The following is a 24,609-nucleotide window of genomic DNA, read 5'->3' as shown; positions in this document are numbered from 1 at the left end:
AAATTGACGCGATCAGCAAAGGGGGCTACATCCTGAAAGACAGCGACGGCGCGCCGGACGCGATCATCATTGCCACCGGTTCCGAAGTGGAATTGGCGTTGAAAGCCGCTGACGCATTGAGCGCGAAAGGCAAAAAAATCCGCGTGGTGTCACTACCGTCTACCAACGTCTTCGAAGCGCAAGATCAAGCTTACAAAGACAGCGTATTGCCGCCAAGCGTGACCCAGCGCGTGGTAGTAGAAGCGGGAGTAACCGACGGCTGGTGGAAATACGCCGGCAGCGCGGGTAGAGTCGTAGGATTGGACCGTTTCGGCGAATCGGCCCCGGCAGGTCAGCTCTTCAAAGAGTTCGGCTTTACCGTGGACAATGTCGTCGCTAATGTGGAAGCTGTGCTTTAATAGGCGCTAAGTGAAAGGCCTGTCGGTGACGAGTTTGCCGGCAGGCCCGTCTTTAATCAATAGAGTAAGGTGGAATCATGATAAACACGCAATTGATTAAGAAGTTTTTAACGGGCTTGCTGTTTGCTGCATCGGCTGCTGTCAGTGCCCAGGAATATCCTGCCGCGGATTTTCAACCTAAGGTTCTCTACAGAGATCCTGCTATTGCGGAGGTAGCCAAGGCCAGTTCTCCGGTCGCCGCTACCAGTAATGCTAGTGCGCCTTGCGCCGAAGCAAAGCAGGAGCCGACCTCAGAAGTTGATGCCAAGTACCCGGCAGCCAGTTTTCAGCCTAAAGTATTATTCAGCGCGGCGGGTTCCTAGTATTTTTAGGCTATACCGTGAATTTGATGAACTCGTCGTCTAGACACATAACAATTATTACATTCAGGAGTATTCTCAAATGGCAACAAACAGTTTGATGAATAGCTTATTCGGCTTTTTGTTCGACAATTCGAGCAGTAGTGATAGTCGGTCGGAAGCTTATTCTCGTGTCGACAGCGAAGACGCGCAATTGACCGGTGTAGCCCGTTATCTGCAAAAACTTGAGCCGCCAAAGCCGGAGCTCGACGAAAACGGTCAGCCGTTGACCGGGGTGGCGAAATATCTAGCCTTGCAAGCGCAATTGGAAAAAGCCCGGCAAGCCGTCGAAGAGGCGGCTGTCGTGGATCCGGTTGTCGAGGAAACAGTAGAAGAAGAAATTGAAGAAGTTGCCGAAGTAGTAGAAGAGCTTGTTGAAGAGGTGACCGAAAGCGTGCCGGTTGCGACGGGTGTCGATAAATATCTGACGCAACAAGCGGAAAATCCGGTTACTCGAGTTGCCAAATACCTGATCAAGCAGTCGATTTTGTCTAAAGAAGCGCCGGTGACTGGGGTTTCTAAATACATTACCAAAAATGATCGCGAAGACCATGCGGTGACCAATGTTGCTAAATACGTCATTCGGCAAAATATGCAGAGCGGTTCGACGCCATCGGTTACCGGCGTTGCCAAGTATGTGTTGAAACAAGATGTCTTGGCAAAAGACGCGCCAATCGCAACTGGTGTGAGCAAATACGTCACCAAGCAAGCTTTGTTGGCGAAAGATGCGCCACTAGTAACCGGTGTGGCTAAGTATGTCGCTCAACAGGAGCGCTTATTGAAAGAGCAGGCACCTTTGACCGGCGTTGCTAAATTTTTGGCGGAGCAGGCGGCGGCGGATAGAAAAGCGGCTGCTGCGGCTTTGATTGCCCGATATGTTGCAGCGGAAGCGCTAGCGCAACAGGAAAAAGCGGAGGCTCAGTTGAATCAAGAACAAAATGCTCAGCAAGAATTGGCCGAGGAATTGGCATTTGAGGGTTCCGCTGTAGAGCGTTATCTTGCTAGGCAGGCTGCGTCTGCCCAGCAAGCGCCAAAGCCAACCGGTGTTGCCAAATATTTGGCGAAACAGTTGCAATTGCAAAGCCAGGCAGAGCCTTTAACCGGGGTTGCCCGTTACCTTGCCAAGCAAGCAATATTGACCAGACAACTGCCGCCGCCTACTGGTGTCAGCAAGTATTTAGCCAAGCAAATATTGGCGCAAAAACCGGTTGCTGAATTGAGTTCGGTTAGCCGGTATGTCACTAAACATGAGTTGTTGGATAAAGATTCGAAAGAACTCACTGGTGTAGCCAGATACATGTCTAAACAAGATGCATTAGCAAAGGATGCTCCTGGCGTGTCGGGTGTGGCGCGTTACATGGCAAAGCAAGCCTTGCAGTCCAAGGATGAGGTCGTCGCTAGAACTACTGGGGTAGAGAAATACTTACGTAAACAGGCTTAGTGCCTGCCTGAAGAAGCCGGCACTTCCTTTTGGAAGTGCCGGTTTTTTTATGCCTGCTGGTTTTAGTGTGTCGATGGGAGCCGGCAAACCATGGATTTATACGGCTTTACCGAATCTGTATTATCATGACTACCCACATTCAAATTTTTTGCAGGGATCTTGATGTCTCGTTTATTGGGTTTTAGCTTGATGCTGTTTTTGCCGATCGTTGCTTTTGCCGCAGGCCCTGATGCCAACGAATTGGCGCCAGTTCCGGAACCGCCTGATTTACCGGCTCCGGTGCAGTCAGGGGAAGAGATGGAGCCCGACATTACCATTATTCGTAAAGGCAAAGACACTATCCAGGAGTTTCGCCGCAACGGCAAACTATACATGGTGAAAATTCAGCCCCAGGTTGGCCCTGCTTACTACATGCTGGATACCAACGGCGACGAGCAGATGGATGTAAAAAAAAATGATTTGGACGAAAACACCAATATCAACAAGTGGACGTTGTTCGAGTGGGATTTCAATTGAGCTTATTGAATGTATCCTCCCAATATGACGCCCTAAGATTACTCGGCAATTTTTAGCAGCCAGCCGCCGTCGGCATCGCATTTACTGACTTTTGCTTTGGCTTTCACCGAGATTCTGACGACCGTGTTTTTAAGGTCGTCAGGCAGTTTACCTTTCACCAAATAGAACGTGTCCTTGTCTTCAATTTGAACCGCGACAGGTTGCTGTTTAATGCTGACATGAATGTGGCCCGGCCCATTGCTGCCGGAAACCGCAAACGAAAACTCCGAACCCGGTTTGACTGTGGCTAAATGTTCCGGCGTGTAGCGGCTAATTTTAGCGTTGATGCAGCCGCTGCCCTCTGCGCCGCCGCTGGTTCCGCCGTGACCGCCATGGCTGGGTGTGGATTGCGACCAAGCAGAATTGCCGAAACCGATAGTCAGCAATGCGATGGCAAAAAGACGTGCGTGCATGGGTGTTCCTCATGTTCTTGTTTTCGAATGGTGGCGATTATATGTTTTAAGCCTGCAAGTTTGAAGCACAAGCTATAAAGGGTCTGACGGTATTGATTTGATCTTTCTGCCGGGATTGGTTTACATTGCGTTACGGTTTGGTTTGCATATTAACAACAATAAAATGGGGGAGAAGATGTTATTTCTGGCTAAGTTATGCGGTATTTTGACCTTGGTTTGGTTTTATATGGCGGCGAAAAATCATGGCGGCCCGTTAATTAATTGGTCTGTGATCGGTCTGATAGGGTATTGGCTGACTTGGTGGTTATCTAAAATGCTGATCGTGGTGCCTTTGGCGGGTATGGTAACCCAGCATTCGGTGACTGAGTTTTTGCTTACCCAATTACCCGTATTCGTCGCATTGGCAGCTTGCTATCTGATTAGAAAAAAATTGATCGCCAGTTTGCCGGCCGCTGGGCAATAAATGCCCAAAAATGTGCTGATAACCGGTGCGGCAAGACGCATTGGTGCGGCGTGTGCCCGCTTACTGCATGGTGAGGGTTGTAATGTGATTTTGCATTACAACCGCTCCGATGCAGACGCTTTACGTTTAGCTGCCGAGTTGAATGCCGTGCGAGCCGAATCGGCACGGGTATTAAGCGGCGATTTATCGGTGTTTAGCAGCATCCAGAAGTTGGCCGAAAATGCAGTAGCTCAGTGGGATGGTGTCGATGTTTTGGTGAATAACGCGTCGTTGTTTCAATCCGTGCCGCTTGGGCAAGTCACGGAACAGGACTGGGATTTGGTCATGGCTAGTAATCTGAAAGCGCCGTTTTTTTTGACACAAGCGTTGTGGTCGTCACTAAAAGTTAAAAACGGCTGTGTAGTGAATATCGCCGATATTCACGCCGAGACAGGTTTGCCGGGCTTTCCGGTTTACAGCATGGCTAAGGCCGGCTTGGTGGCGATGACGCGGATATTGGCCAGGGAAATGGCGCCGGAAGTCCGCGTTAACGCGGTGGCTCCGGGCGCTATTTTATGGCCGGAGAAAGATGTAGATGAAGCGGAGCGGGTGGAAATCTTAAAAAAAGTGGCCTTGCAGCGTCGCGGCGAAGCAGACGATATTGCCAAAGCAGTAAGGTTTTTGGTTGGCAGCGCCGATTATATTACCGGCCAAGTACTGACGGTAGATGGTGGACGGACACTGTTTCGCTGAAGTTTACAGAGCGTTATTTCTCAAGTTTGGTTTGGCGTAAATCGCGTTTGTCGAAATCGTGCCACAGGTCTTTGTAACAACGCTTGCTTATCGGGTGAGTGGCGTTTGGCGCAATTTCCGCTAAAGGCTCCAGTACGAAGGCATAATGTTCTATTTCATCGCGCGGAATTTGCAGTCTGCCGTCACTGATGATTTGGTCGCCGTATAAAATCAAGTCCAAATCCAGAGTTCGGGCCGAGAATTTTTGACTTTCCCTGCTACGGCCGTGGTCCAGTTCGATTTGCTTCAGCAATTTGGCGACTTCTTTCGCGGATAATGCCGATTCGAATTGCACGACGAGGTTATGAAAGCTGTCGCCGACAAAGCCTACCGGCTCGCTTTCGAAGATACTGGAAATGGTCAGCTCCCCGAACAATTCGCGTAGCGTGAGCAGGCTGGCTGGAATGTGAATTTCCTTATCTATATTGCTGCCGATGCTGATATATCCGGTAGGCATGACTATCTTTCGCCGCGTTCGATGATGATGCCGACGTCGCGAGCGCGGCTAATCGCGCCTTTCTTGTTTAGGGTGATTTTTACCCAGGGAATCGCAAATTCGCTGCGTAAAATGCCGGCAATTTCTTCTATCAGCTTTTCCACTAAATAAAATTCGCTGTGCTCGACAAAGCTGACAACGCGATCCGAAACGGCTTTATAGTCCAGTGTGTGGGCAATATCGTCGCTGGCGGCGGCTTTTTGGATGTCAAAGCCCATTTCAATGTCCAGGATGATTTTTTGTTTAATCTTCCTTTCCCATTCGTAAATACCTATCACAGTATCGATTTCAAGCCCGCCTAAAAAGATGATGTCCATCGTTGCTTTCCGGTTATTATATTTCTTGAAGAGGCGGCAGTATCGAGTAAATAGCGCCGCTGTACAAGTATTGACGAGAGGTTGATTAAATGATGGATTGGTTGTTGGTGCCTTTGGCTTACTTAACTGGCTCGGTGTCTAGTGCGATTATCGTCTGTAAGATGATGGGCTTGGCGGATCCTCGGGAAAACGGTTCCGGTAATCCGGGGGCAACCAATGTTATGCGTATCGGCGGTAAAAAGGCTGCGGCGATTACTTTGCTCGGTGACGCTTTGAAAGGGCTATTACCGGTGTTGTTGGCGAAGGCGTTGGCGGTCGATAGTATGGTTCTTTCCATGGTCGTGTTTGCCGCTTTTTTGGGGCACCTTTATCCGATTTTTTTTGAATTTAAAGGTGGCAAAGGTGTGGCAACATCGCTGGGCGTAACGCTCGGTGTTGCTTGGCTATTGGGATTGGTGGTGGCTGCCACTTGGTTTGTCGTTTACAAAATGGGCAGAATTTCGTCGTTAGCTGCTTTGGTAGCTGCAACATTAACGCCCCTTTATGTTTGGCTGATTGTTGGCGATGTCAAATTGATTATTACCTTTACCGTTATTTCTCTGATTTTGCTGTGGCGGCATAAAAGCAATATTCAGCGCTTATTGGCTGGGCAAGAGTCTTGATCAAAGGCTGATTAGCTGCTCCATCGGCCAGCGCGGACGGGCGAAAATTTCCAGGTTTTGGGTTTGCCCCGCCATTAAGCGCTGACATCCTGCATAGGCAATCATCGCGCCGTTGTCAGTGCAAAATTCCGGGCGAGGAAAGCGTATTTCGGCCCCTTCTTTGGCGGCCATCTGTTGTAATTGTCTCCGAATTTCGTGGTTGGCGCTCACGCCACCGGCTACGATTAATGTTTTCAACTGCGTCTGTTGTAACGCCCGTTTGCATTTGATGCTTAATGTTTCCGCGACGGCCTGTTGAAATGCGAAAGCGATATCGGCTTTGTCCTGCTCGGTTTGCTCGGTGGCGTGCAATGCGTTCATTGTGAAGGTTTTCAGGCCGCTAAAGCTAAATTCCAATCCTGGTCTGTCGGTCATCGGTCTGGGGAATTTGAAGCGATTTTGACCATTGCGCGCTAACTCAGCCAATTTCGGGCCGCCGGGATAGTCCAGGCCTAATAGCTTTGCGGTTTTGTCGAACGCTTCGCCCGCGGCATCGTCCAGCGATTCTCCGAGTAAGCGGTATTCGCCAATCGCGCGGACTTCAATAAGCAGGGTATGGCCGCCTGAAATGAGTAATGCGACGAAAGGGTAGGCGGGCGGATTATCCTCCAGCATCGGCGCCAATAAATGTCCTTCCATGTGGTGCACGGCAATAGCCGGTATTTGCCAAGTCCAAGCCAGACTTTGAGCAGTGGCGGCTCCGACTAGCAACGATCCCATCAAGCCGGGGCCTGCTGTATAAGCAATGCCTTCAATGTCATTGGCTGTTAATTCGGCTTCTTTCAATAGCGCTTTGATTAGCGGAACCAGTTTGCGAATATGGTCTCTTGAGGCTAGTTCAGGAACGACGCCGCCATACTCGGCGTGCGTGGCAATTTGGCTGTATAAGGTGTGCGCAATTAAGCCCTTATTGGACTGGTAGACGGCGACAGCCGTTTCGTCGCAAGAGCTTTCTATGCCTAAAACATACATTAGTTTTTGAATTAAAGAATTTTATGAGTATAATCGGCCGTTTTCGGCGGGCTTGCTATCGCCGATAGCGTCAAAAGATACTAACATAAATCGGATTATTGATAATGCCATCAGTTAAAGTTAAAGAGAACGAACATTTTGACATCGCGATTCGTCGCTTCAAACGTGCGTGCGAAAAAGCCGGTGTATTGGCTGAAGTACGCCGCCGCGAGTTTTATGAGAAGCCAACCACCGAGCGTAAACGCAAAGGTGCTGCGGCAGTTAAGCGTCATTTGAAAAAGCTGGCTCGTGAACGGTATGCGCTGAAAAATCTGCGTCGCGGTCGTCCACAAATTTAAGGCAGACAATGGATGCGTTAAAAAAGCGTATCACGGACGATATGAAAGCCGCGATGAAAGGCGGCGAAAAAGGCAGGCTGGGTGTAATCCGCATGATTTTGGCTGCTATCAAGCAGGTTGAGGTCGACGAGCGTATCGAGCTAAGTGATGAGCGAATCATCCTTGTGCTCGATAAAATGCTGAAGCAGCGGCGCGAGTCCATCAAACAGTTCCGAGACGCTAGTCGCAACGATTTGGCCGAAATCGAGGAAGCTGAAGTGTTGGTTATTCAAGATTTTCTACCACAACCGCTTAGCGATGCTGAAATCGATGGCATGGTCGCCGACGCTATCGCTAAAGTGGGCGCCACATCGGTAAAAGACATGGGTGGTGTGATGGCTTTGCTTAAGCCGCAAATGCAAGGTAGAGCTGACATGGCGAATGTCAGTGCGAGAATCAAGGCCTGTTTTATCGCTTAATATCTTGTCGGTAAGATGTCCGGCAGGATACCTCGTCAGTTCATAGATGATCTTTTGGTGCGGGTCGATATTGTCGATCTAATCGATTCGCGCGTCCCTCTTAAAAAGTCCGGCAGCAATTTTACGGCGCGCTGCCCGTTCCATACCGAAAAAACTCCCAGCTTTTCAGTTAATCGCGGTCGGCAGATATATCATTGCTTCGGTTGCGGAGCCAGCGGTAATGCAATCGGCTTTTTGATGGAATTTAACCATCTGGGCTTTGTTGAGGCGGTCGAGGATTTGGCAGCCTTTGCCGGCGTGGATGTGCCTAGGGAGTTGATCGATGGCGAGTCTGGGCGGCCGGATAAAAAAACTGTGTCGCACATTTACGAGGTGTTGGCGGGAGTTGCTGGGTTTTACGCCGAGCAATTGCGCGGAAATGCCGAGGGTAGGATGGCTGTAGATTATTTGAAAGCCCGGGGTGTCAGTGGTGAGGTGGCGCGGGATTTTTCTTTGGGGTATGCGCCAAATAAGTGGGACGCCCTGTTGGCGCGTTTCGATCAAGCGGATTTGATCGAGGCTGGTATGCTGGTGGTCAGGGATGATGGCAAGGTTTACGACCGCTTTCGCGGTAGATTGATGTTTCCGATCAGGGATAAACGGAAGCGAGTGGTGGGGTTTGGTGGTCGAGTATTGGATGATGCTTTGCCCAAATACCTGAATTCGCCTGAGACTGCGGTTTTTTCTAAAAGTAAGGAGCTTTATGGGCTTTGTGAGCTTTTAGAAAAGAATAGCAAGCCCGGTCGGATACTGGTGGTAGAGGGTTATATGGACGTGATTGCCCTGGCTCAGTTTGGCATTTCCAATGCGGTCGCGGCGCTGGGTACTGCAACTTCCAAAGCGCAAATCGATTTATTGTTCCGATTTACCTCTGAATTGGTGTTCTGTTTCGATGGTGACAATGCCGGCAGGCAGGCGGCCTGGAAGGCTGCCGATGCTGCTTTGCCTTGTTTGCGTGATGGCAGGCAAATCAAAATAATGCTATTGCCACAGGGGCAAGATCCGGATTCTCTGTTGCGTGCTGAAAATTTATCCGCATTTATGGAACGAATTGCTAATGCGCAGGTCTTGTCTGATTACTTTTTCGAGAATATTGTCGGGCAATTGGAATTGACAACCGTTGAGGGGCGGTCTCAGTTGCTAGCGACAGCAACGCCTTTGCTGGAAAAAGTTCCTGCCGGGTTTTTTAGGGAAATGATGTTTGCCCGTTTGCAAGAGTTGTCGGGTTCCCGAATTGCCGTGGATGTTGTCGAAAATCAGACTAGACTTAAGTCTAAATTTTATGCTGGCAAAAAGGGCATCTCGTCGCCAAGAATCAGTTTGGCTCGCAAGGTATTAGGGTTGTTGCTTCAACACCCGCATTTTGCAAGCTTGATTGAGCGTGAGGGGGTTATTCTCGATGATTTGAGTTTTGCCGGAGTGGAGTTATTAAGAGAGGTGTTGCAACGGATCGCCCTTGAAAAGCCGGAAAATAGCGCCATGTTGTTGGAGTCTTTCCGAGGAACATCCCAGGAAAAAGCTGTAAAAGCTTTAGCTAGTTTAGATCTCGATGTACCGGTGGGCGGGGAAGAGTCCGAGTTTTGCGGTGCGTTGCAACAACTTTGTAAACAGGCCAAGGAAGCTATGCTAACCCGATTGATCGAAAAGGAGGGTCGAGAAGGCTTAATGATTGAAGAAAAAGAGATACTGCGGAAGCTTTTAAGGGATAAGGCTTAGGTGACCGCATTAATTTTTGCCGTTATAATTTCCTGTTCTGCGGCGCTTGGTGCTGAAAACGTATTGTGAGTAAAGAATGAATCAAGAACAACAGCAATCCCAACTGAAACAACTGATAGCAAAAGGTAAGGCGCAGGGTTATTTGACTTATGCGGAAGTCAACGACCATTTGCCTAGCGATATTATCGATCCCGAGCAAATCGACGATATTATCGGCATGATCAATGATATGGGGATTCAGGTTTATGAGGTGGCGCCGGATGACGATGACTCGCTGATAACCTCAGATGCCGTCGTTACTGCAGATGACGACGAGGAAGTGGCTGAAGTCGCAGCCTTGGCGTCTGTCGATAGCGAGTTCGGCCGAACCACCGATCCCGTGCGCTTATATATGCGTGAAATGGGTTCGGTTGAGTTATTGACTCGCGAGGAAGAATTAAAAATTGCGAAACGGATTGAGGAAGGGCAACGCCAAGTAGTGGGGGCCATTGCCCGATCCGGGTTTATTGTCGAGACTTTTATCGAAGCATTTGATTCCGTTCAGGTTGAAGACTCCGGCGTACGACTCAACGATTTGGTGTTGGGTTTTGTCGATCTCACTGAGGTTGAGGATATTGACGTCAGCGGTATCGAGATTGAAGAGCCTGCTGAGGATGCTGAAGAAGAGAGCAAAACCGTTGATTACGAAGAGGTTAAGCAAAAAGTCGAGTTGCTCAGAAAAGCTTTAAAAGCCGCGACGACCTCAGTTAAAAAACATGGTTACGGCCATGAAAAAACCGAAAAACTGTTTGATGCGATAGACGAAATATTTTGCGAGTTTAAATGGACGCCGCAGTATTTGAAAAAAATGGTATCCATTTCTGAAGAGTTGATTTCAGCTATTCGCGAAGAAGAGCGTTTCATACTGGATGTTTGCGTCAAGAAAGCAAAAATGCCGCGTAAGGACTTTATCAATGCGTTTGCCGAGAATGAGGCTAACCTTGAGTGGTTGGATCAATTTATCGCTGCGAGGCCTAATTTTTCTGAGGTTTTCAGTAGTCACCGTGAGAATATTAGGGCTGCACAGCAGCGATTGGCCGATATCGAGTCTCGCTACGGTCTGAGCATTGCGGTTCTGAAAAGTATTTGTCGTAGTATCTCTCTAGGGGAAGCTAAGGCGAGACGTGCTAAAAAGGAAATGATCGAAGCCAATTTGCGCTTGGTTATTTCTATTGCCAAAAAATACACCAATCGCGGCCTGCAGTTTCTGGATTTGATTCAGGAAGGCAATATTGGTCTGATGAAGGCTGTCGATAAATTTGAATATCGACGCGGTTACAAATTTTCTACCTACGCAACATGGTGGATCCGTCAGGCGATTACCCGTTCCATCGCTGATCAGGCCAGAACTATTCGTATTCCGGTACACATGATCGAAACCATTAACAAGCTGAATCGCGTCTCCAGACAGATTTTGCAGGAGCTGGGTCGCGAGGCTACGCCGGAAGAATTGGCTGAGCGCATGGAAATGCCCGAGGACAAAATTCGTAAAGTGTTGAAGATTGCCAAAGAGCCGATTTCAATGGAAACACCGATTGGTGACGATGAAGATTCGCATTTGGGTGATTTTATTGAAGATTCCAAGATGCTTTCGCCGGTAGAGTCTGCTACAATCGCCGGCCTTCGCGAGTCCACTCAAAATGTATTGGCGGGCTTAACAGCTAGAGAGGCCAAGGTGCTCCGGATGCGTTTCGGTATCAACATGAACACCGACCATACACTGGAAGAGGTTGGTAAACAGTTTGACGTGACCCGTGAGCGGATTCGTCAGATCGAAGCAAAAGCGCTGCGCAAATTAAGGCATCCTTCCAGATCAGAGCAGTTGAGATGTTTTCTTGACGGCGAGTAAGGCGTTTTCATTGTTCGTAGGCTAGATAATTAAGGGCCCTTAGCTCAGTTGGTTAGAGCTTCCGACTCATAATCGGCAGGTCGTAGGTTCAAGTCCTACAGGGCCCACCACAGATAACAGGCCGTTTGCGCGGCCTTTTTTTATATGCGCAAGTTTTAATTTTGGCGAGGGTGTAACCGTGAATAAAAACTACCTTTTTACCTCAGAGTCTGTTTCGGAAGGTCATCCGGATAAAGTGGCTGACCAAATTTCCGATGCTGTTGTTGATGCCTTGCTGGCTCAAGACCCTCGTTCCAGGGTAGCCTGCGAAACACTGGTCAAGACCGGTATGGTGGTTTTGGCCGGCGAAATTACCACCAATGCTTGGGTGGATACCGAAGAGTTGGTCAGAAAAGTAGTTTGCGAGATTGGTTACGACAACGGCGAAATCGGCTTTGACGGTAATAGCTGCGCGGTATTGAATGCCATTGGTAAACAGTCAGCCGACATCGCTATGGGTGTTGATGAATCCGAAAATCACGAACAAGGTGCCGGCGACCAAGGTTTAATGTTTGGATATGCCAGCAACGAAACCGACGTGTTAATGCCGGCCCCTATTACCTACGCGCATCGTTTGGTTGAGAGACAAGCCTTGGTGCGGAAGAATAAAACCCTGACATGGCTGCGTCCGGATGCAAAAAGCCAGGTGACTTTCCGTTACGAAAATAACAAGCCGGTCGCTATTGATGCTGTTGTTCTGTCTACTCAACATTCTCCAGAAATCGGCGGCAAACAGTTGGAAGAAGCGGTAATGGATGAAATCATCCTGCCGACCTTGCCGAAAGAGTGGCTGCACAAAGATACCAAGTATTTCATCAACCCTACCGGCCAGTTCATCATCGGCGGTCCTGTAGGCGACTGCGGCTTGACCGGCCGTAAAATCATCGTCGATACCTACGGCGGTATGGCCCGCCATGGCGGCGGCGCGTTTTCCGGTAAAGATCCGTCAAAAGTCGATAGATCCGCGGCCTATATGGGACGCTATGTGGCAAAAAACATCGTTGCCGCCGGCTTGGCAGAGCGTTGCGAAATCCAAGTGTCTTACGCGATTGGCGTCGCTGAGCCTACTTCCATCAGCATCGAAACTTTCGGTACCGGTAAGATCGAGGAAGCGCGCTTGGTACAAATCGTACGTGAGCACTTTGACATGCGGCCCAAAGGCTTGATTGCCCAATTGGATTTGTTAAAACCCATTTATCGTCCAACCGCGTCTTATGGCCATTTCGGTCGTAACGAAGCCAGCTTCAGCTGGGAAAAAACCGACAAAGCCGAAGCATTGAAAGATGCTGCGGGCATTTAATCCGGATCAGGAAAACATTATGAGCCAAGCCGATTACAAAGTTGCCGATTTAGCCCTGGCTGAATGGGGTCGTAAAGAAATTAATATCGCCGAAACCGAAATGCCAGGTTTGATGGCTTTGCGTGCGGAGTTCGGCGCGCAACAGCCATTAAAAGGCGCGCGTATCGCCGGTTGTTTGCATATGACCATTCAAACTGCGGTATTGATAGAAACGCTGACGGCATTGGGTGCGGAAGTCCGCTGGTCCTCCTGCAATATTTTCTCCACTCAGGATCATGCAGCGGCTGCGATAGCTGCTGCCGGTATTCCTGTTTTTGCCTGGAAAGGCGAAACCGAGGCGGAAGCGGAATGGTGTATCGAACAAACCATTCTTGGCCCTGACGGTTGGCGTCCGAATATGATTCTGGACGATGGTGGGGACCTGACCACGATGATGCACAATAACTTCCCCGAATTGATGGCGGATGTGAAAGGCTTGTCCGAAGAAACCACCACTGGTGTGTTGCGTCTGACCGAAATGGTGGCGAAAGGCACTCTGAAAGTACCGGCGTTTAACGTTAACGATTCGGTCACCAAATCCAAATTCGATAACCTTTACGGTTGCCGCGAGTCTTTGGTCGACGGTATCAAACGTGCCACCGACGTAATGGTAGCCGGCAAAATTGCCGTGGTCTGCGGTTATGGCGATGTAGGTAAAGGTTGCGCGCAATCCCTACGCGGTTTGGGCGCCACTGTTCTGATTACCGAAATTGATCCGATCTGCGCATTGCAGGCAGCAATGGAAGGTTATCGTGTAGTAACAATGGACGAAGCGGCGCCTATTGCCAACATCTTTGTTACGGCTACGGGCAACGTCGGGGTCATTACTCACGATCACATGAAAGCGATGCGTGATCAAGCTATTGTCTGCAATATCGGCCATTTCGATTCGGAAATTGATATTGCGTCCTTACGCCACTACACCTGGGAAAACATCAAGCCCCAGGTCGATCACGTCATCTTCCCTGACGGCAAGCGCATTATCGTGTTGGCAGAAGGTCGTCTGGTGAATTTGGGCTGCGCCACCGGCCATCCTAGCTTCGTTATGTCCAACTCGTTTTGTAACCAAGTATTGGCGCAGATCGAGCTTTGGACCAACGCATCCAGCTATGAAAACAAAGTTTACGTATTGCCGAAGAAACTTGATGAGAAAGTCGCGCGTTCGCATTTGGCGCAAATCGGCGTAAAACTAACCGAATTGACCAAAGAACAGGCTGCGTACATTAATGTACCGGTAGAGGGTCCTTACAAACCGGATCATTATCGTTATTAAGGCTTAGATCAATCTAACCGGAAAGGGGCGCAAGCCCCTTTTTTATGCAAGCTATGAATAATCAAACTATCGTTCAGCGCGATCTTGCCGTGCTCTGGCACCCGTGTAGTCAGATGAAAGACCACGATGCTCGGGCATCTGCGGCGGATGCGTTGCCGTTGATTCCGATTAAATCGGGCCAAGGCGTCTGGCTGGAAGATTTCGACGGTAACCGCTATCTGGACGCAATCAGTTCCTGGTGGGTAAATCTATTCGGTCACGCCAATCCCATTATCAATCAAGCGCTACGAGAGCAGCTTGAAACGCTTGAGCATGTCATCCTCGGTGGATTTACCCATGAGGCGGCGTTAACACTGGCGGAAAAGTTGGTGGAAATTACGCCGCCGGGTTTGGATAAGTGCTTCTACGCGGATAACGGTTCATCGGCAGTCGAAATTGCGTTAAAGATGAGTTTTCATTATTGGCGCAATCTCGGACAAACGCAAAAAACCAAATTCATCACACTGGAAAACAGCTATCACGGCGAAACCCTGGGGGCTTTGGCGGTTGGCAACGTGGCTTTATACAAGGACACCTACGCGCCGTTGTTGATGGATGTGATCACGGTAGCTGGACCCGATTGCTACTATCGCGAAGATGGCGAAAGTTGGGAAGCCTATTCCACCCGCCGTTTCGCGGACATGGAGCAAGCCTTGGCGCGACACGCTGATGAAGTTTGTGCGGTAATTATCGAGCCTTTGGTGCAATGCGCCGGCAGTATGCGCATGTATCATCCGGTGTACCTAAAATTGCTACGTGAAGCCTGCAATAAATACCAGGTACATCTAATTGCCGACGAAATTGCCGTGGGCTTTGGCCGTACCGGCACCTTATTTGCCTGCGAACAAGCGACAATCAGCCCGGATTTTATTTGCCTATCCAAAGGGCTGACCGGCGGTTATTTGCCCTTGTCCGCAGTCTTGACCAGCAATCAGGTCTATCAAGCTTTTTACGACGACTATCAAAATCTCACTGCCTTTTTACACTCGCATAGCTATACCGGCAACGCATTGGGCTGCCGGGCGGCTTTGGCGACGCTGGAGATATTTGAGCAGCAAAATGTGATTGCCAACAATCGCTATTTGGCGGGGCTATTGACTAAAGCCGTAGAGCGATTTAAGGAGCATCCCAACGTCGCCGAAGTAAGGCAAACCGGCATGATCGTCGCTATGGAATTGGTCAAAAATAAGCATACGCGCGAGGCCTATCCTTGGCAGCAACGGCGCGGATTGGCCGTTTATCGCTATGCTTTGAGTCGGGGAGTGTTGCTGCGGCCCTTGGGGAATGTGATTTATTTCATGCCGCCCTATGTGATCAACGAGCAGGAGATACAACTGATGGCAGACGTGGCCTGGCACGGTATCCAACTGGCGGTGCAGGACTAATGCGAGTGTCGCGCTTATATGTCGCTGAGTCGCTCAATGTGGGCGGCCGTATCGAATTGGATGACGATGCGGCCCATTACGTGCGCAGTGTGCTGCGCTTAAAGCAGGATCAAAGCATTGTGCTGTTTAACGGCCACGGCGGAGAATATCTGGGCCGTTTCAGCGAAGTCAGCCGGAAGACCGTGCGGGTAGAAATCGAGCAGTTTATTGAGCGCAATGTCGAATCACCGCTGGCGATCAATTTGGGTTTGGGTATTTCTCGTGGCGACCGGATGGATTGGGCGGTACAAAAAGCCGTTGAACTGGGTGTCACCTGCTTAACGCCCTTGGTAACCGAACGTTGCGTGATCAAATTCAACGACGATAAAAAGCAGCAACGTTTACAGCATTGGCAGCATATTGTCCAGCACGCGGCCGAACAGTCCGGAAGAACTTATTGTCCGGAAATTGGCGAGATTACTCACTTAAGAGATTGGGTGATCGGACAGCAAGGATTAAGCGTGTTTCTCGATCCCTATGCCGAGCAATCCCTAGCGGACCTGAAGCCGGTAAATTCCCGCGTTACCTTACTGTCCGGACCCGAGGGCGGCTTCAGCGAGCAAGAACGCCAAATTGCCAAGACAGCAGGATTCGTTCCGGTGCGAATGGGTGCCCGGATCTTGCGTACCGAGACTGCGGTGTTATCGGCATTGACCGCTGTGCAAACCTTATGGGGAGATTTTCGTTGATCCGCTGGATTGTCTATGCGTTGCTGCCGTTGCTTATATTGGTCATTGCCGCCACGATTGCGAGCCTGCTGGGTTTCGGTTTGCTGTGGCTTGCCGGCGATATTTTGCCGTTGGCAAAAGTTATCAGCAAAATTACCTTGGTGCTGTTGCTGCTGCTGAGTATTTTTCCGTTAAAGAACTATCTGCAATTCAGTTGGGCGGATTTGGGATTTGCGCCCAAAGCGATATTTTTCAAACAAATGCGCCAAGGTCTGGCCTTGGGCTTATTGACCTTGCTGCCGGTGCTGTTGACGCTGTATTGGCTGGATGTTCATATCTGGGACGATACCCGGCATTGGACGGTGGGCAAAATAGCTGAAAAAATCGGATTGGGTTTGTTTTTTGCGATGCTGATTGCGGTCGGCGAAGAAATGCTATTTCGCGGCCTGCTGCTGGGGGCTTTAGGCCGGAAAATGTCAATGATGGCAGCCGTGACAATTAGCTCAATCTATTATGCGGCGCTACATTTTTTAAAAAGTAAGTCGCCACTGGCTTACGCCGATTTAACGCCGGGCAGTGGTTTAAAATTAATGGCGGAAGCGTTTGCCAATTGGTTGAATCCGCAGATAATCAGTGCCTTGCTGGCTTTATTTGTGGTTGGCTTATTTTTAGCAATCCTCAGAAGTCGGGTGCCGCAAAGTCTGGGTCTATGTATCGGTTGTCACGCCGCGTGGGTCTGGCAGATTAAGGTGAGCAGAGATTTGTTCAACGTTAATTTGCAAGCCGATTCACTGTTTCTGGTCAACACCTATTACGACGGCGTGGTGGGCCCTTTGGTTAGTAGCTGGTTGGTATTCGCGCTAATTGTTTATGGGGTATGGACCCAGTGGCCAGCTAAAGCCGCACGCGGCAATTAGATCAAAACGCCATACCAACTTGAAAAAATGATTGCCAGATACCATGGTGTTTTGCAATATTTCTCTCCATCATTTCCAGTGCATCATAAGAGGACATATTTATGCGCAGAGTCAGACCGAATACTTCCGTTCTTCTGTTAACTTTACTGGTCGCCGGTTGTGCTAGCGAGCCAGCCGCCCCGACCAAGCAGGCGGACAAAATTCTGTCCGGTGAACAAATGTTGCGGGATAGTCAGGGCATTGCGCAGTTGGGTAGCCGTTGGCAGGAAGGTAAGCAAATGGTCGAACGCGGACAAGTGATGCAACGTGAGGGCCAGATAAAGATTGACGAAGGCCGCAATCTGGTTGAGGAAGGCCAAAAAATAATGCGTGAAAGTGAAGAGGGTTATAAAAACATAAAACAGTAGGCAACCCGTATACCGTTACAGGATGCTTTTTATAAAGTTTAGCGATGATAGGGGTTTCAGTCCGGTGGCTACCAGCCTTTAAGGGTTTTGCTACCGGATTGAAGCGGTTAGGCCGCGTTGCTGTCTTGAGTCTTTGGGTTTTGCGGCACTAAGGTTAAGACGGTTTTGGGTATTTTAATGCCTGAGTGATGGATATCCCGATATTCCAGCTGCATGTTGTAGCAAAAAGCGCATAGCGAAGCATTTGGCAGAAATTGCAATTCGTCTGGCGGAATTTCATCCCCGCACCTTGAGCAAAAGCTTAACTGCGTTGCCTTTGGTTTCATGTTTCCCCCTCTTTCTCGTAAAAATCGCTGCTGAGGATAAACGGAATATTTCTTGCCTTCTGTTGGAACGCCGGCATTTCTCAACACTCCGTTGTTAGGGCAATGTGATAAAGTCCAAAGTTCCTGAACTAACCCCGGGTACCAGCGCTAATCGGTGCTTGCGACATAGTGCAAATATGCGAAATATCTAATGCGATTATCCAAGCACTGACGATTCCGTAGCAAGCTTTTTTCGCTATGGGGCGCAAGAATTTTAAAAATATGCTACTCCAAGTGCTTTAGGGGGATTATGCGTCGGAGCAAGTTGCTATGACAGGCGAGATGAAGCAGGTGGGCCGGATTGAGGCCGCGCACGGGCCGGTGGTCGATGTGCGTTGCGAATATCTGCCGCCAATCGGTCAGGCGCTTGATGTTGTAAACGGTGCCGGTCGCTATGTTCTGGTTGTGTTTCAGCATCTGGAGCCTACGCTGATTCGGGCGATTGCTTTACATTCGGTTTCGGGCTTATTTCGCGGCATGCCGGTGTTTGATCGTGGCGACGCTTTAAATGTGCCGGTCGATCCCAGTTGTTTGGGGCGCATGCTCAATGTGTTCGGCGATCCGCTTGATGGCGGCCAGCCCTTACCTAACATTAATTTCCGCAATATTCTCGCCGCTCCGCCCTTACTGTCCGATACGCTGCCTGCCTCGCAAATTTTGGAAACCGGCATCAAGGTCATTGATCTGCTTTGCCCGTTCGTGCGTGGCGGTAAAACCGGCTTGTTTGGCGGTGCCGGAGTCGGCAAGACCGTGCTGATGATGGAGTTCATGCACGCGGTCAGCGTGGCGATGCAAGGCGTATCGGTTTATGCCGGCGTTGGCGAACGCATGCGCGAAGGCCACGAACTCTGGCATGAAATGGCCGATGCCGGCGTATTACCCAAAGCTCTGCTGGTCTACGGGCAAATGGACGAATCGCCCGGCGTGCGCTTTCATGTCGGTTACACCGCTTTGGCGTATGCCGAGTATTTGCGCGACACGCTGGATACCGAAGTGTTGTTTTTGATGGACAATATTTTTCGCTTCGTCCAGGCCGGTAGCGAGATTTCCGGTTTACTGGGGCGGATGCCCGCCACGGTCGGCTATCAACCCACTCTACTGACCGAAGTTGCGTCGCTGGAAGAACGTATCGTCTCCACCAAATCCGGCTCCATCACCTCGGTGCAGGCTGTGTATGTGCCGGCCGATGACATGTCTGATCCGGCAGTGGCGACCATCCTTGGGCATCTGGATAGCGTGGTCATCTTATCGCGGCAACAGGCCGCCAAAGGAATATATCCGGCCATCGATCCTTTACGCTCCAGCAGCCGGATCATGGATCACCATATCCTGGGCGACCGGCACTACCAGGTGGCGCGTGCGGTCCGCGAGCATTTGTCGCGCTATCGAGAATTGGAAGATATTATCGCCATGCTCGGTATCGAAGAGCTCTCACAAGAGGATCGCCGTATCGTCGAACGGGCGCGCCGCTTGCAACGCTATCTGACTCAACCGTTTACCACCGTTGCCGACCATACCGGCATGCCGGGCGTGCGCGTGCCGCTGGCGCAAACCATCACCGACTGCGAAGCATTTATGAACGGCCAATATGACCAGCTCAGCGAAGCCGATTGCTATATGAAAGGCGCAATGTCGGCATGAACGGGTTTGCGTTAACTTTGCTGGATAGTCGTGGCGCCGAGCATTTCGATACCGTCACCCAGTTTATCGGCGCCGATGCCGACGGCAGTTTCGGGATTTTGGCGGGGCATATTCACTGTGTGGCTTTGTTGAGATACGGGCTGGCCCGTTTCTGCGATCAAGCCGATGTCTGGCATTATTTGGCCTTGCCCAGCGGTGTGCTGCGCTTTGCCGACAATCAACTGACCGTGACGACGGTGCGCTATTTTCTCGGCAAAGACCGCGATAGCATCTGCGAACGACTCGCGGCGGAAATGGCCCAGGCCGATTCCGAAGTACATACCGCACGGGCGACGTTGTCGGAAATTGAACATTCTTTGGTGCGGCGCCTAGCCGAATTGAGTAGTCGCGGATCAGCGGGAATAGTGCCATGAGTTTTCGCAACAAATTAATCGAACACACTCGTCGCGATCTGCGTCGCTTGGAAGATAAAACTCGCCGCCCGGCGACGTGGGTTGGCATGCTGTTTTATGGCGGCACATTGGGTTTACTGTTTGTAGTGCCTATCGTCGCCGGTGCGTATTTGGGACGGTGGTTGGATACATTGGCTACTGGTTATTCGGTGCGCTGGACTGTCAGTTTGATCGTGTTGGGTATTGGGGTTGGCGCTTATAATGTTTTTCGATTTTTGCAGGAAAAAAGCTGATTTTTTTCGGATTTATTCTTCACGAAAATTCGAAATGAGCGCTATTATTTATTGAAAATACACGAGGAATATTTTACGGCTCTTCGGCGTAGCAAACTTTACATCGATCAACGTTGCACTCAATAACCAGACTAAAATGAAACCACCCTTGCTGCGTTTAACTCTTCCCTTATTAGCCTTATTTTTATTAAATGCTTGCACCAGCAGTTCGCCGGTAAAGCGAGAGAAAATGGCTTCGGTCAGGCCGAATATCGTGCAACAGCGACCGTATTATCAACCCCAGCCGGCACCCTATAAACCGGCGTTTTATACAGGGACTTTCCCAAAACCGGCGGCGTTGGAGCCGGCCGTGGATTTCTGGCGAAAAACCTATGCGGTCTGGCAGCGTTCCGAAGTGGCGTTTCATGACGACCGTTATTTGGATGTCGTCTACGAGGTGATGACCTTACCAGGCTATGTCGCGGAAGGCCTGACAACTGAGCAAAAAGACATGATCAGCCAGCGCCGCGAGTATTGGAAAGCACAATTGGCGGAATTGGAAAGTAAAGTGCGTTATGGCGCGGCGTTGAATGCCAACGACCGGCAATTGATCGCCAAACTGGAAAATAACGGCAGATCGCTTAATAGCGTGTTGCCTGGACTTAGCGACAGATTGCGTTCGCAACGCGGTACTCGCGAGCGTTTTAAACGCGGCTTGGAGATCAGCGGTCGCTATGATTTGCAGTTTAGAAAAACCTTCCGCGACGCCGGTTTGCCTGAGGACTTGGCTTATCTGCCGCACGTAGAATCCTCGTTTCAACCGTCCGCCAAATCCTCCGCCGGCGCGGTCGGTATGTGGCAATTTACCAAGGCTGCCGCCAAAACCTTCATGCCCGGCGGTGATCGCGTCGATCAGCGCTACGACCCTTTCGTGTCCGCCAACGGCGCGGCCCGTTACCTGAGTTACGCTTACGGTAAGCTTGGCGACTGGCCGGCGGCGGTAACTTCATACAACCACGGCATCGGCGGGATGAAGCGTGCACAAAACCAAGTCGGCAGCGACTTCGTGCGTATCGTAGACTCTTATGACGGCCCAGCCTTCGGGTTTGCCTCTCGCAACTACTATGCGCAATTCCTGGCCGCCCGCGAAATTGCTTCCAACCCCGAGCAGTTTTTCCGGGAAGGCGTCCGCTACGAAAGTCCGTTGGCTCCCGGTCAATACTTGGCCGTTGAATAAATCAGCGCTTAAAGCTTATTCCAGCGAGGCTGTCGTAAAGGGTAGGCTAGGCTGAACGCAATGAAGCCCAACCTACATTGCTGTTCTGTTTGTTTAATTCGAGGTGCGGACATGAATAACGCCGAGTCGGCAGCCGATACTGTTTTTCAACTCGGCCCACTGCCGATCAGTAACACGGTCGTGACTACCTGGGGCGTGATTCTGGGTTTTGTGGTGTTAGTCTTGTTGCTGCGCTTCAGCCGTCAGCCATCTTCATTGCGAAATTTGCTCGAAGCCGTGGTCGTGGCGATAGAAGGCGCGATTGCCGAAGTGTTACCGGCGGCATCGGTACGGCGGGTGCTGCCGTTCGTGGCCAGCTTGTGGCTGTTTGTGTTGGTGGCTAATCTGGTGGGTTTAATTCCGGAACTGCATGCGCCCACCCGCGACTTGTCCGCTACCGCCGCCTTGGCGGTACTGGTGTTTGGGTCTACTCACTGGTTCGGGATTCGTGATCGCGGCTGGCGAAAACATTTTCGCCATTACGCCGAACCCAGTATCATCCTGTTACCGTTTCACATCATCAGCGAATTTACCCGCACCCTGGCTTTAGCAATCCGCCTATTCGGCAATATCATGAGTCTGGAAATGGCGGCCTTGCTGGTGTTGTTGATTGCCGGCTTTCTGGTGCCGGTGCCATTATTGATGCTGCATGTAATCGAAGCGGTGGTACAGGCCTATATCTTTGGTATGCTGGCGCTGATTTACATCGCCGGTGCGTTGGAACCTGCCGAATCCGATACATCCGCCATGCCCGAGGAATAGCCATGAACGACATCCATTTATTCAGCATGATTTCCACCGGCGTGGCCGGTTTGGTGATCGCCCTAGGCACGATGCTGCCGGCTCTGGCAATGGGTAAAGCCATCGCCGCCGCGCTGGAAGCCCTGGCCCGCCAGCCGGAAGCCGAGAAAACCATCACCCGAACCTTATTTATTGGTTTGGCGATGATAGAGTCTTTGGCGATTTATTGTTTGGTGGTGGCCCTGATTGTGTTGTTTAGAAATCCGCTGCTTGAATATTTTTTAAAATAACTCAACGCAGATTGCTATATGACGCTCCAATCGTTTACTTGGACTCTTTGTCCAACCATTCGGTAAATTTGTCGAAAATAAATTTACTGCCGCGCATGGAAAGATGATCGTCATCGTAAAAATAAGACATGTCATCGTGCATGCCGCCGCAAGTCGATTCATCGCATAAATATTCGTAGGCGGGAAAAATCTTAATCCGCTTATGCGTGGCGGCATTGATAGCATCGACCGCGCGTCTGTAGTTTATATTGCGTTCTTCAAAAGACTTTCTGGACACATCGCACTCGGGCAGCGCTTTGTCTGTAATACGCAGTGGGCGCTCGTCCACACAGTTTTTAGCGCTTATACCAATCTCCGGTACGTCTTCAATAAAAACCACCGCTTTGCCCAGCTTTAAAATCTCATTGATGGTTGCGACATAGCCGGAAACAAATTGATTGTAATTTTCCGTCAATACATCATCCGGGCTTTTAATAATCCGATAGAGGTTTTTAGAATCAGTATTGCCGAAGCCAAAACCTTCAATGTACATCGCGCCTCTGGTCGCAAACACCACGCGCTGAATTGACGGGAATTCCTTCAGCAGCTTTAGCACGATAGGAACGACTACCCGGCATCTTGTCGATTTTTCGGCAAATTCTTCCGTCGGATTAATGCTCACCAGATCGATGAATGGCAGGCAGCCATTGACACCGACCAATGCCAGATCGTTCGAGCCCTTGGAAATGGAGTCGTAGACAAATTGCGCGGCGTGACTATCGCCGACCACCAGCATTTTTGGGGTGGCGGTGGTAAAGCGGCACATCAAATAATTGTAACTGGCCCCCTCCAATACCGTCTTACAGCGCTCATCGACCCAGTCCTCCGGTGTGTTGTAGAGCACTGTGCCGTTTACGTCGGCATACATTTTGGTTTTAGTCTGCGCATCGGCTTTACGAAACTCCAGGCCATCCCGGGAATATGAGGCGTAACCGACATAGCCGATACCCAGCATCAGCAGCAGCAGTACCGCAGTCTTGGTTCTGCTTTGACTGCCCAAACGTATCGGTTTTTCAATCAGTATGTAGGTCAGCCAAGCCAATGCCACGGCCAGCAACACCGCAATGGCGCGAATATTCATACTGGGTACGTCGGTCTCGATGATTTGCGCAAAAGACAGCAAAGGCCAGTGCCACAAATACAATGGAAAACTGATCAAGCCGAACCAGACCGCCAGCGGGTGGGATAAGACGATGCGATTAACCCAGGCATTTGGTCCAGCCGATATGATCATGACCGCAGCCAACATCGGGATTACCGCCCATCGGCCAGGGAAATTGAGATCTTTATTGATGATGAAAAAACCGAAGGCCAGCAGCAGTATGCCCAGAATGGAAAGCGCGTTGGCCAGAGTTTTGCCGTCGGCGGCGTGAGAGTTTCGATAAACCGCGCCAGCCAGCCAGCCGTCGAGCTTGAGCTTGATAGCAGAGAACGAGTCCTTCTTGTAGAGCGTCATCCAGGCCAGCAAACTACCGCATAACAGTTCCCAAAACCGGGTTTGCGGCGAGTAAAACGTCGCGACAGGATGGGCGATGACGCCTGTGATATTCAGGCCGAAAGAGACGACGGCAATCAGAACCGTAATGGTCAACAGATTGAAGTTCCGCTCCCAGGCAAACCAAAGCAACAAGGGCCAGACGATGTAAAACTGTTCCTCAATGCCCAAGCTCCAAAGATGCAGCAAGGGTTTAGTCTCGCCGGAGTTGTCGAAATAGCCGGCCTCGCTCCACAACACAATGTTGGAAACGAATCCCGCGCCGGCGGCAATATGCTTGCTCAACTGCTTGTACTCGTCGGCAAACAGCGCGAACCAACCGAAGACGTAACAGGCGACTAACACCAGAATCAGTGCCGGGAAGATCCGCTTAACCCGGCGGGCATAAAACTCGGTGAAGCTGAAAGTACCCTTTTCCAGGTTCTGAAAAATGATGGTCGAAATCAGATAACCAGAAATCACAAAGAAGATGTCTACACCTATAAAACCGCCTTGCAAACTGCTGGGAAAGGCATGAAAGGCGATAACCGAGAGCACGGCAATGGCTCTCAAGCCGTCAATATCCGGACGATACTTTGGGTGTGACAGATGTTCTTGCAAAGAGGTCATAGGGTAAAAAAAGCTAAGT

Annotated in this window: 28 protein-coding genes and 1 tRNA gene; 24 read left to right on the top strand and 5 right to left on the bottom strand. The window is 50.3% G+C overall.

Annotated features, from left to right (window positions below; genetic code table 11):
* The 4 genes from CWO84_RS18860 to CWO84_RS18845 all read left to right on the top strand — a co-directional run.
* On the top strand, positions 1-398 hold a 398-nt coding region (locus tag CWO84_RS18860; RefSeq protein WP_276308165.1), incomplete at its 5' end, for a transketolase C-terminal domain-containing protein.
* A 77-nt stretch (positions 399-475) separates the two neighbouring features.
* On the top strand, positions 476-760 hold the full coding sequence (locus CWO84_RS18855; protein WP_101054514.1) for a hypothetical protein: 285 nt from the start codon (positions 476-478) through the stop codon (positions 758-760).
* A gap of 79 nt (positions 761-839) precedes the next feature.
* Complete coding sequence (locus tag CWO84_RS18850) at positions 840-2,237, top strand: hypothetical protein (RefSeq protein WP_101054511.1); 1,398 nt, start codon at positions 840-842, stop codon at positions 2,235-2,237.
* 162 nt (positions 2,238-2,399) lie between these two features.
* Positions 2,400-2,753, top strand: a complete 354-nt coding sequence (locus CWO84_RS18845; RefSeq protein ID WP_033157684.1) for a DUF2782 domain-containing protein — start codon at positions 2,400-2,402, stop codon at positions 2,751-2,753.
* A 38-nt stretch (positions 2,754-2,791) separates the two neighbouring features.
* Here the strand turns inward: CWO84_RS18845 and CWO84_RS18840 are convergent, their stop codons facing one another.
* The gene (locus CWO84_RS18840) at positions 2,792-3,205 is read right to left on the bottom strand and encodes a hypothetical protein (protein ID WP_101054507.1); all 414 of its coding nucleotides are present in this window, start codon (positions 3,203-3,205) and stop codon (positions 2,792-2,794) included.
* A gap of 175 nt (positions 3,206-3,380) precedes the next feature.
* Here CWO84_RS18840 and CWO84_RS18835 point away from each other — a divergent pair, with 175 nt between their 5' ends.
* Positions 3,381-3,668 carry a hypothetical protein gene (locus CWO84_RS18835; protein ID WP_101054544.1) on the top strand — a complete coding sequence of 96 codons (288 nt, stop codon included), beginning with the start codon at positions 3,381-3,383 and terminating at the stop codon, positions 3,666-3,668.
* The gene (locus CWO84_RS18830; protein WP_101054504.1) at positions 3,669-4,400 is read left to right on the top strand and encodes a pteridine reductase; all 732 of its coding nucleotides are present in this window, start codon (positions 3,669-3,671) and stop codon (positions 4,398-4,400) included.
* A 13-nt stretch (positions 4,401-4,413) separates the two neighbouring features.
* On the opposite strand, the gene folK is transcribed toward CWO84_RS18830, so the two are convergent.
* Together folK and folB are read right to left on the bottom strand one after the other, a co-directional pair.
* Positions 4,414-4,896, bottom strand: a complete 483-nt coding sequence (gene folK, locus CWO84_RS18825; protein WP_101054502.1) for a 2-amino-4-hydroxy-6-hydroxymethyldihydropteridine diphosphokinase — start codon at positions 4,894-4,896, stop codon at positions 4,414-4,416.
* A gap of 2 nt (positions 4,897-4,898) precedes the next feature.
* Complete coding sequence (gene folB, locus CWO84_RS18820; RefSeq protein WP_033157689.1) at positions 4,899-5,252, bottom strand: dihydroneopterin aldolase; 354 nt, start codon at positions 5,250-5,252, stop codon at positions 4,899-4,901.
* A gap of 89 nt (positions 5,253-5,341) precedes the next feature.
* On the opposite strand from folB, the gene plsY reads away from it, so the two are divergent.
* On the top strand, positions 5,342-5,914 hold the full coding sequence (gene plsY / locus CWO84_RS18815) for a glycerol-3-phosphate 1-O-acyltransferase PlsY (RefSeq protein ID WP_101054500.1): 573 nt from the start codon (positions 5,342-5,344) through the stop codon (positions 5,912-5,914).
* Here plsY and tsaD read toward each other — a convergent pair whose 3' ends face one another.
* Positions 5,915-6,925: a tRNA (adenosine(37)-N6)-threonylcarbamoyltransferase complex transferase subunit TsaD gene (tsaD, locus tag CWO84_RS18810; protein ID WP_033157691.1), complete on the bottom strand. Its 1,011-nt coding sequence runs from the start codon at positions 6,923-6,925 to the stop codon at positions 5,915-5,917. It lies immediately after the preceding gene.
* Positions 6,926-7,029: 104 nt separating this feature from the next.
* Between tsaD and rpsU the strand changes: the two genes are divergently transcribed.
* From rpsU to CWO84_RS18725, 17 genes are all read left to right on the top strand, one after another.
* Positions 7,030-7,263 (top strand): 30S ribosomal protein S21, encoded by a 234-nt coding sequence (gene rpsU / locus CWO84_RS18805; protein ID WP_020483611.1) that lies wholly within the window; start codon positions 7,030-7,032, stop codon positions 7,261-7,263.
* A gap of 8 nt (positions 7,264-7,271) precedes the next feature.
* Complete coding sequence (locus CWO84_RS18800) at positions 7,272-7,721, top strand: GatB/YqeY domain-containing protein (RefSeq protein ID WP_033157692.1); 450 nt, start codon at positions 7,272-7,274, stop codon at positions 7,719-7,721.
* Positions 7,722-7,736: 15 nt separating this feature from the next.
* Complete coding sequence (dnaG, locus tag CWO84_RS18795; protein ID WP_033157693.1) at positions 7,737-9,476, top strand: DNA primase; 1,740 nt, start codon at positions 7,737-7,739, stop codon at positions 9,474-9,476.
* A 76-nt stretch (positions 9,477-9,552) separates the two neighbouring features.
* On the top strand, positions 9,553-11,364 hold the full coding sequence (rpoD, locus tag CWO84_RS18790) for an RNA polymerase sigma factor RpoD (protein WP_033157694.1): 1,812 nt from the start codon (positions 9,553-9,555) through the stop codon (positions 11,362-11,364).
* Between the two features lie 33 nt (positions 11,365-11,397).
* Positions 11,398-11,474: transfer RNA gene (locus CWO84_RS18785), tRNA-Ile, on the top strand.
* 68 nt (positions 11,475-11,542) lie between these two features.
* Positions 11,543-12,703, top strand: a complete 1,161-nt coding sequence (gene metK / locus CWO84_RS18780) for a methionine adenosyltransferase (RefSeq protein WP_033157695.1) — start codon at positions 11,543-11,545, stop codon at positions 12,701-12,703.
* A 19-nt stretch (positions 12,704-12,722) separates the two neighbouring features.
* On the top strand, positions 12,723-14,015 hold the full coding sequence (gene ahcY, locus CWO84_RS18775) for an adenosylhomocysteinase (protein ID WP_033157853.1): 1,293 nt from the start codon (positions 12,723-12,725) through the stop codon (positions 14,013-14,015).
* 53 nt (positions 14,016-14,068) lie between these two features.
* Positions 14,069-15,439 carry an adenosylmethionine--8-amino-7-oxononanoate transaminase gene (locus CWO84_RS18770; protein ID WP_174843464.1) on the top strand — a complete coding sequence of 457 codons (1,371 nt, stop codon included), beginning with the start codon at positions 14,069-14,071 and terminating at the stop codon, positions 15,437-15,439.
* A complete protein-coding gene (locus CWO84_RS18765; protein WP_033157697.1) occupies positions 15,439-16,167 on the top strand; it encodes a 16S rRNA (uracil(1498)-N(3))-methyltransferase in 729 nt (242 codons plus the stop codon). Before CWO84_RS18770 ends, CWO84_RS18765 begins: the two co-directional genes overlap by 1 nt.
* Complete coding sequence (locus CWO84_RS18760; protein WP_033157698.1) at positions 16,164-17,063, top strand: CPBP family intramembrane glutamic endopeptidase; 900 nt, start codon at positions 16,164-16,166, stop codon at positions 17,061-17,063. The genes CWO84_RS18765 and CWO84_RS18760 overlap by 4 nt, the downstream gene beginning before the upstream one ends.
* Positions 17,064-17,164: 101 nt before the next feature.
* Positions 17,165-17,470, top strand: a complete 306-nt coding sequence (locus tag CWO84_RS18755; RefSeq protein WP_033157699.1) for a hypothetical protein — start codon at positions 17,165-17,167, stop codon at positions 17,468-17,470.
* A gap of 635 nt (positions 17,471-18,105) precedes the next feature.
* Entirely contained in the window at positions 18,106-19,476 is a 1,371-nt protein-coding gene (gene atpD, locus CWO84_RS18750; protein ID WP_225892920.1) for a F0F1 ATP synthase subunit beta, read from the top strand.
* Entirely contained in the window at positions 19,473-19,889 is a 417-nt protein-coding gene (locus CWO84_RS18745; RefSeq protein WP_033157701.1) for a F0F1 ATP synthase subunit epsilon, read from the top strand. The genes atpD and CWO84_RS18745 overlap by 4 nt, the downstream gene beginning before the upstream one ends.
* Positions 19,886-20,161, top strand: coding sequence for an AtpZ/AtpI family protein (locus CWO84_RS18740; protein WP_033157702.1), 276 nt, complete (start codon positions 19,886-19,888; stop codon positions 20,159-20,161). The genes CWO84_RS18745 and CWO84_RS18740 overlap by 4 nt, the downstream gene beginning before the upstream one ends.
* 136 nt (positions 20,162-20,297) lie before the next feature.
* Entirely contained in the window at positions 20,298-21,377 is a 1,080-nt protein-coding gene (locus tag CWO84_RS18735; protein WP_033157703.1) for a lytic transglycosylase domain-containing protein, read from the top strand.
* A 111-nt stretch (positions 21,378-21,488) separates the two neighbouring features.
* On the top strand, positions 21,489-22,178 hold the full coding sequence (locus tag CWO84_RS18730; RefSeq protein WP_033157704.1) for a F0F1 ATP synthase subunit A: 690 nt from the start codon (positions 21,489-21,491) through the stop codon (positions 22,176-22,178).
* A gap of 2 nt (positions 22,179-22,180) precedes the next feature.
* Entirely contained in the window at positions 22,181-22,447 is a 267-nt protein-coding gene (locus CWO84_RS18725) for a F0F1 ATP synthase subunit C (protein ID WP_020483596.1), read from the top strand.
* 34 nt (positions 22,448-22,481) lie between these two features.
* Here the strand turns inward: CWO84_RS18725 and CWO84_RS18720 are convergent, their stop codons facing one another.
* Complete coding sequence (locus CWO84_RS18720; RefSeq protein ID WP_033157705.1) at positions 22,482-24,590, bottom strand: acyltransferase family protein; 2,109 nt, start codon at positions 24,588-24,590, stop codon at positions 22,482-22,484.
* Positions 24,591-24,609: the final 19 nt, after the last annotated feature.

The sequence above is a fragment of the Methylomonas sp. Kb3 genome (assembly GCF_002834115.1).
Taxonomy (GTDB): Bacteria; Pseudomonadota; Gammaproteobacteria; order Methylococcales; family Methylomonadaceae; genus Methylomonas; species Methylomonas defluvii.
The sequence above is the reverse complement of the archived record's forward strand: the minus strand, read 5'-3'. Positions and strand labels throughout refer to the sequence as shown.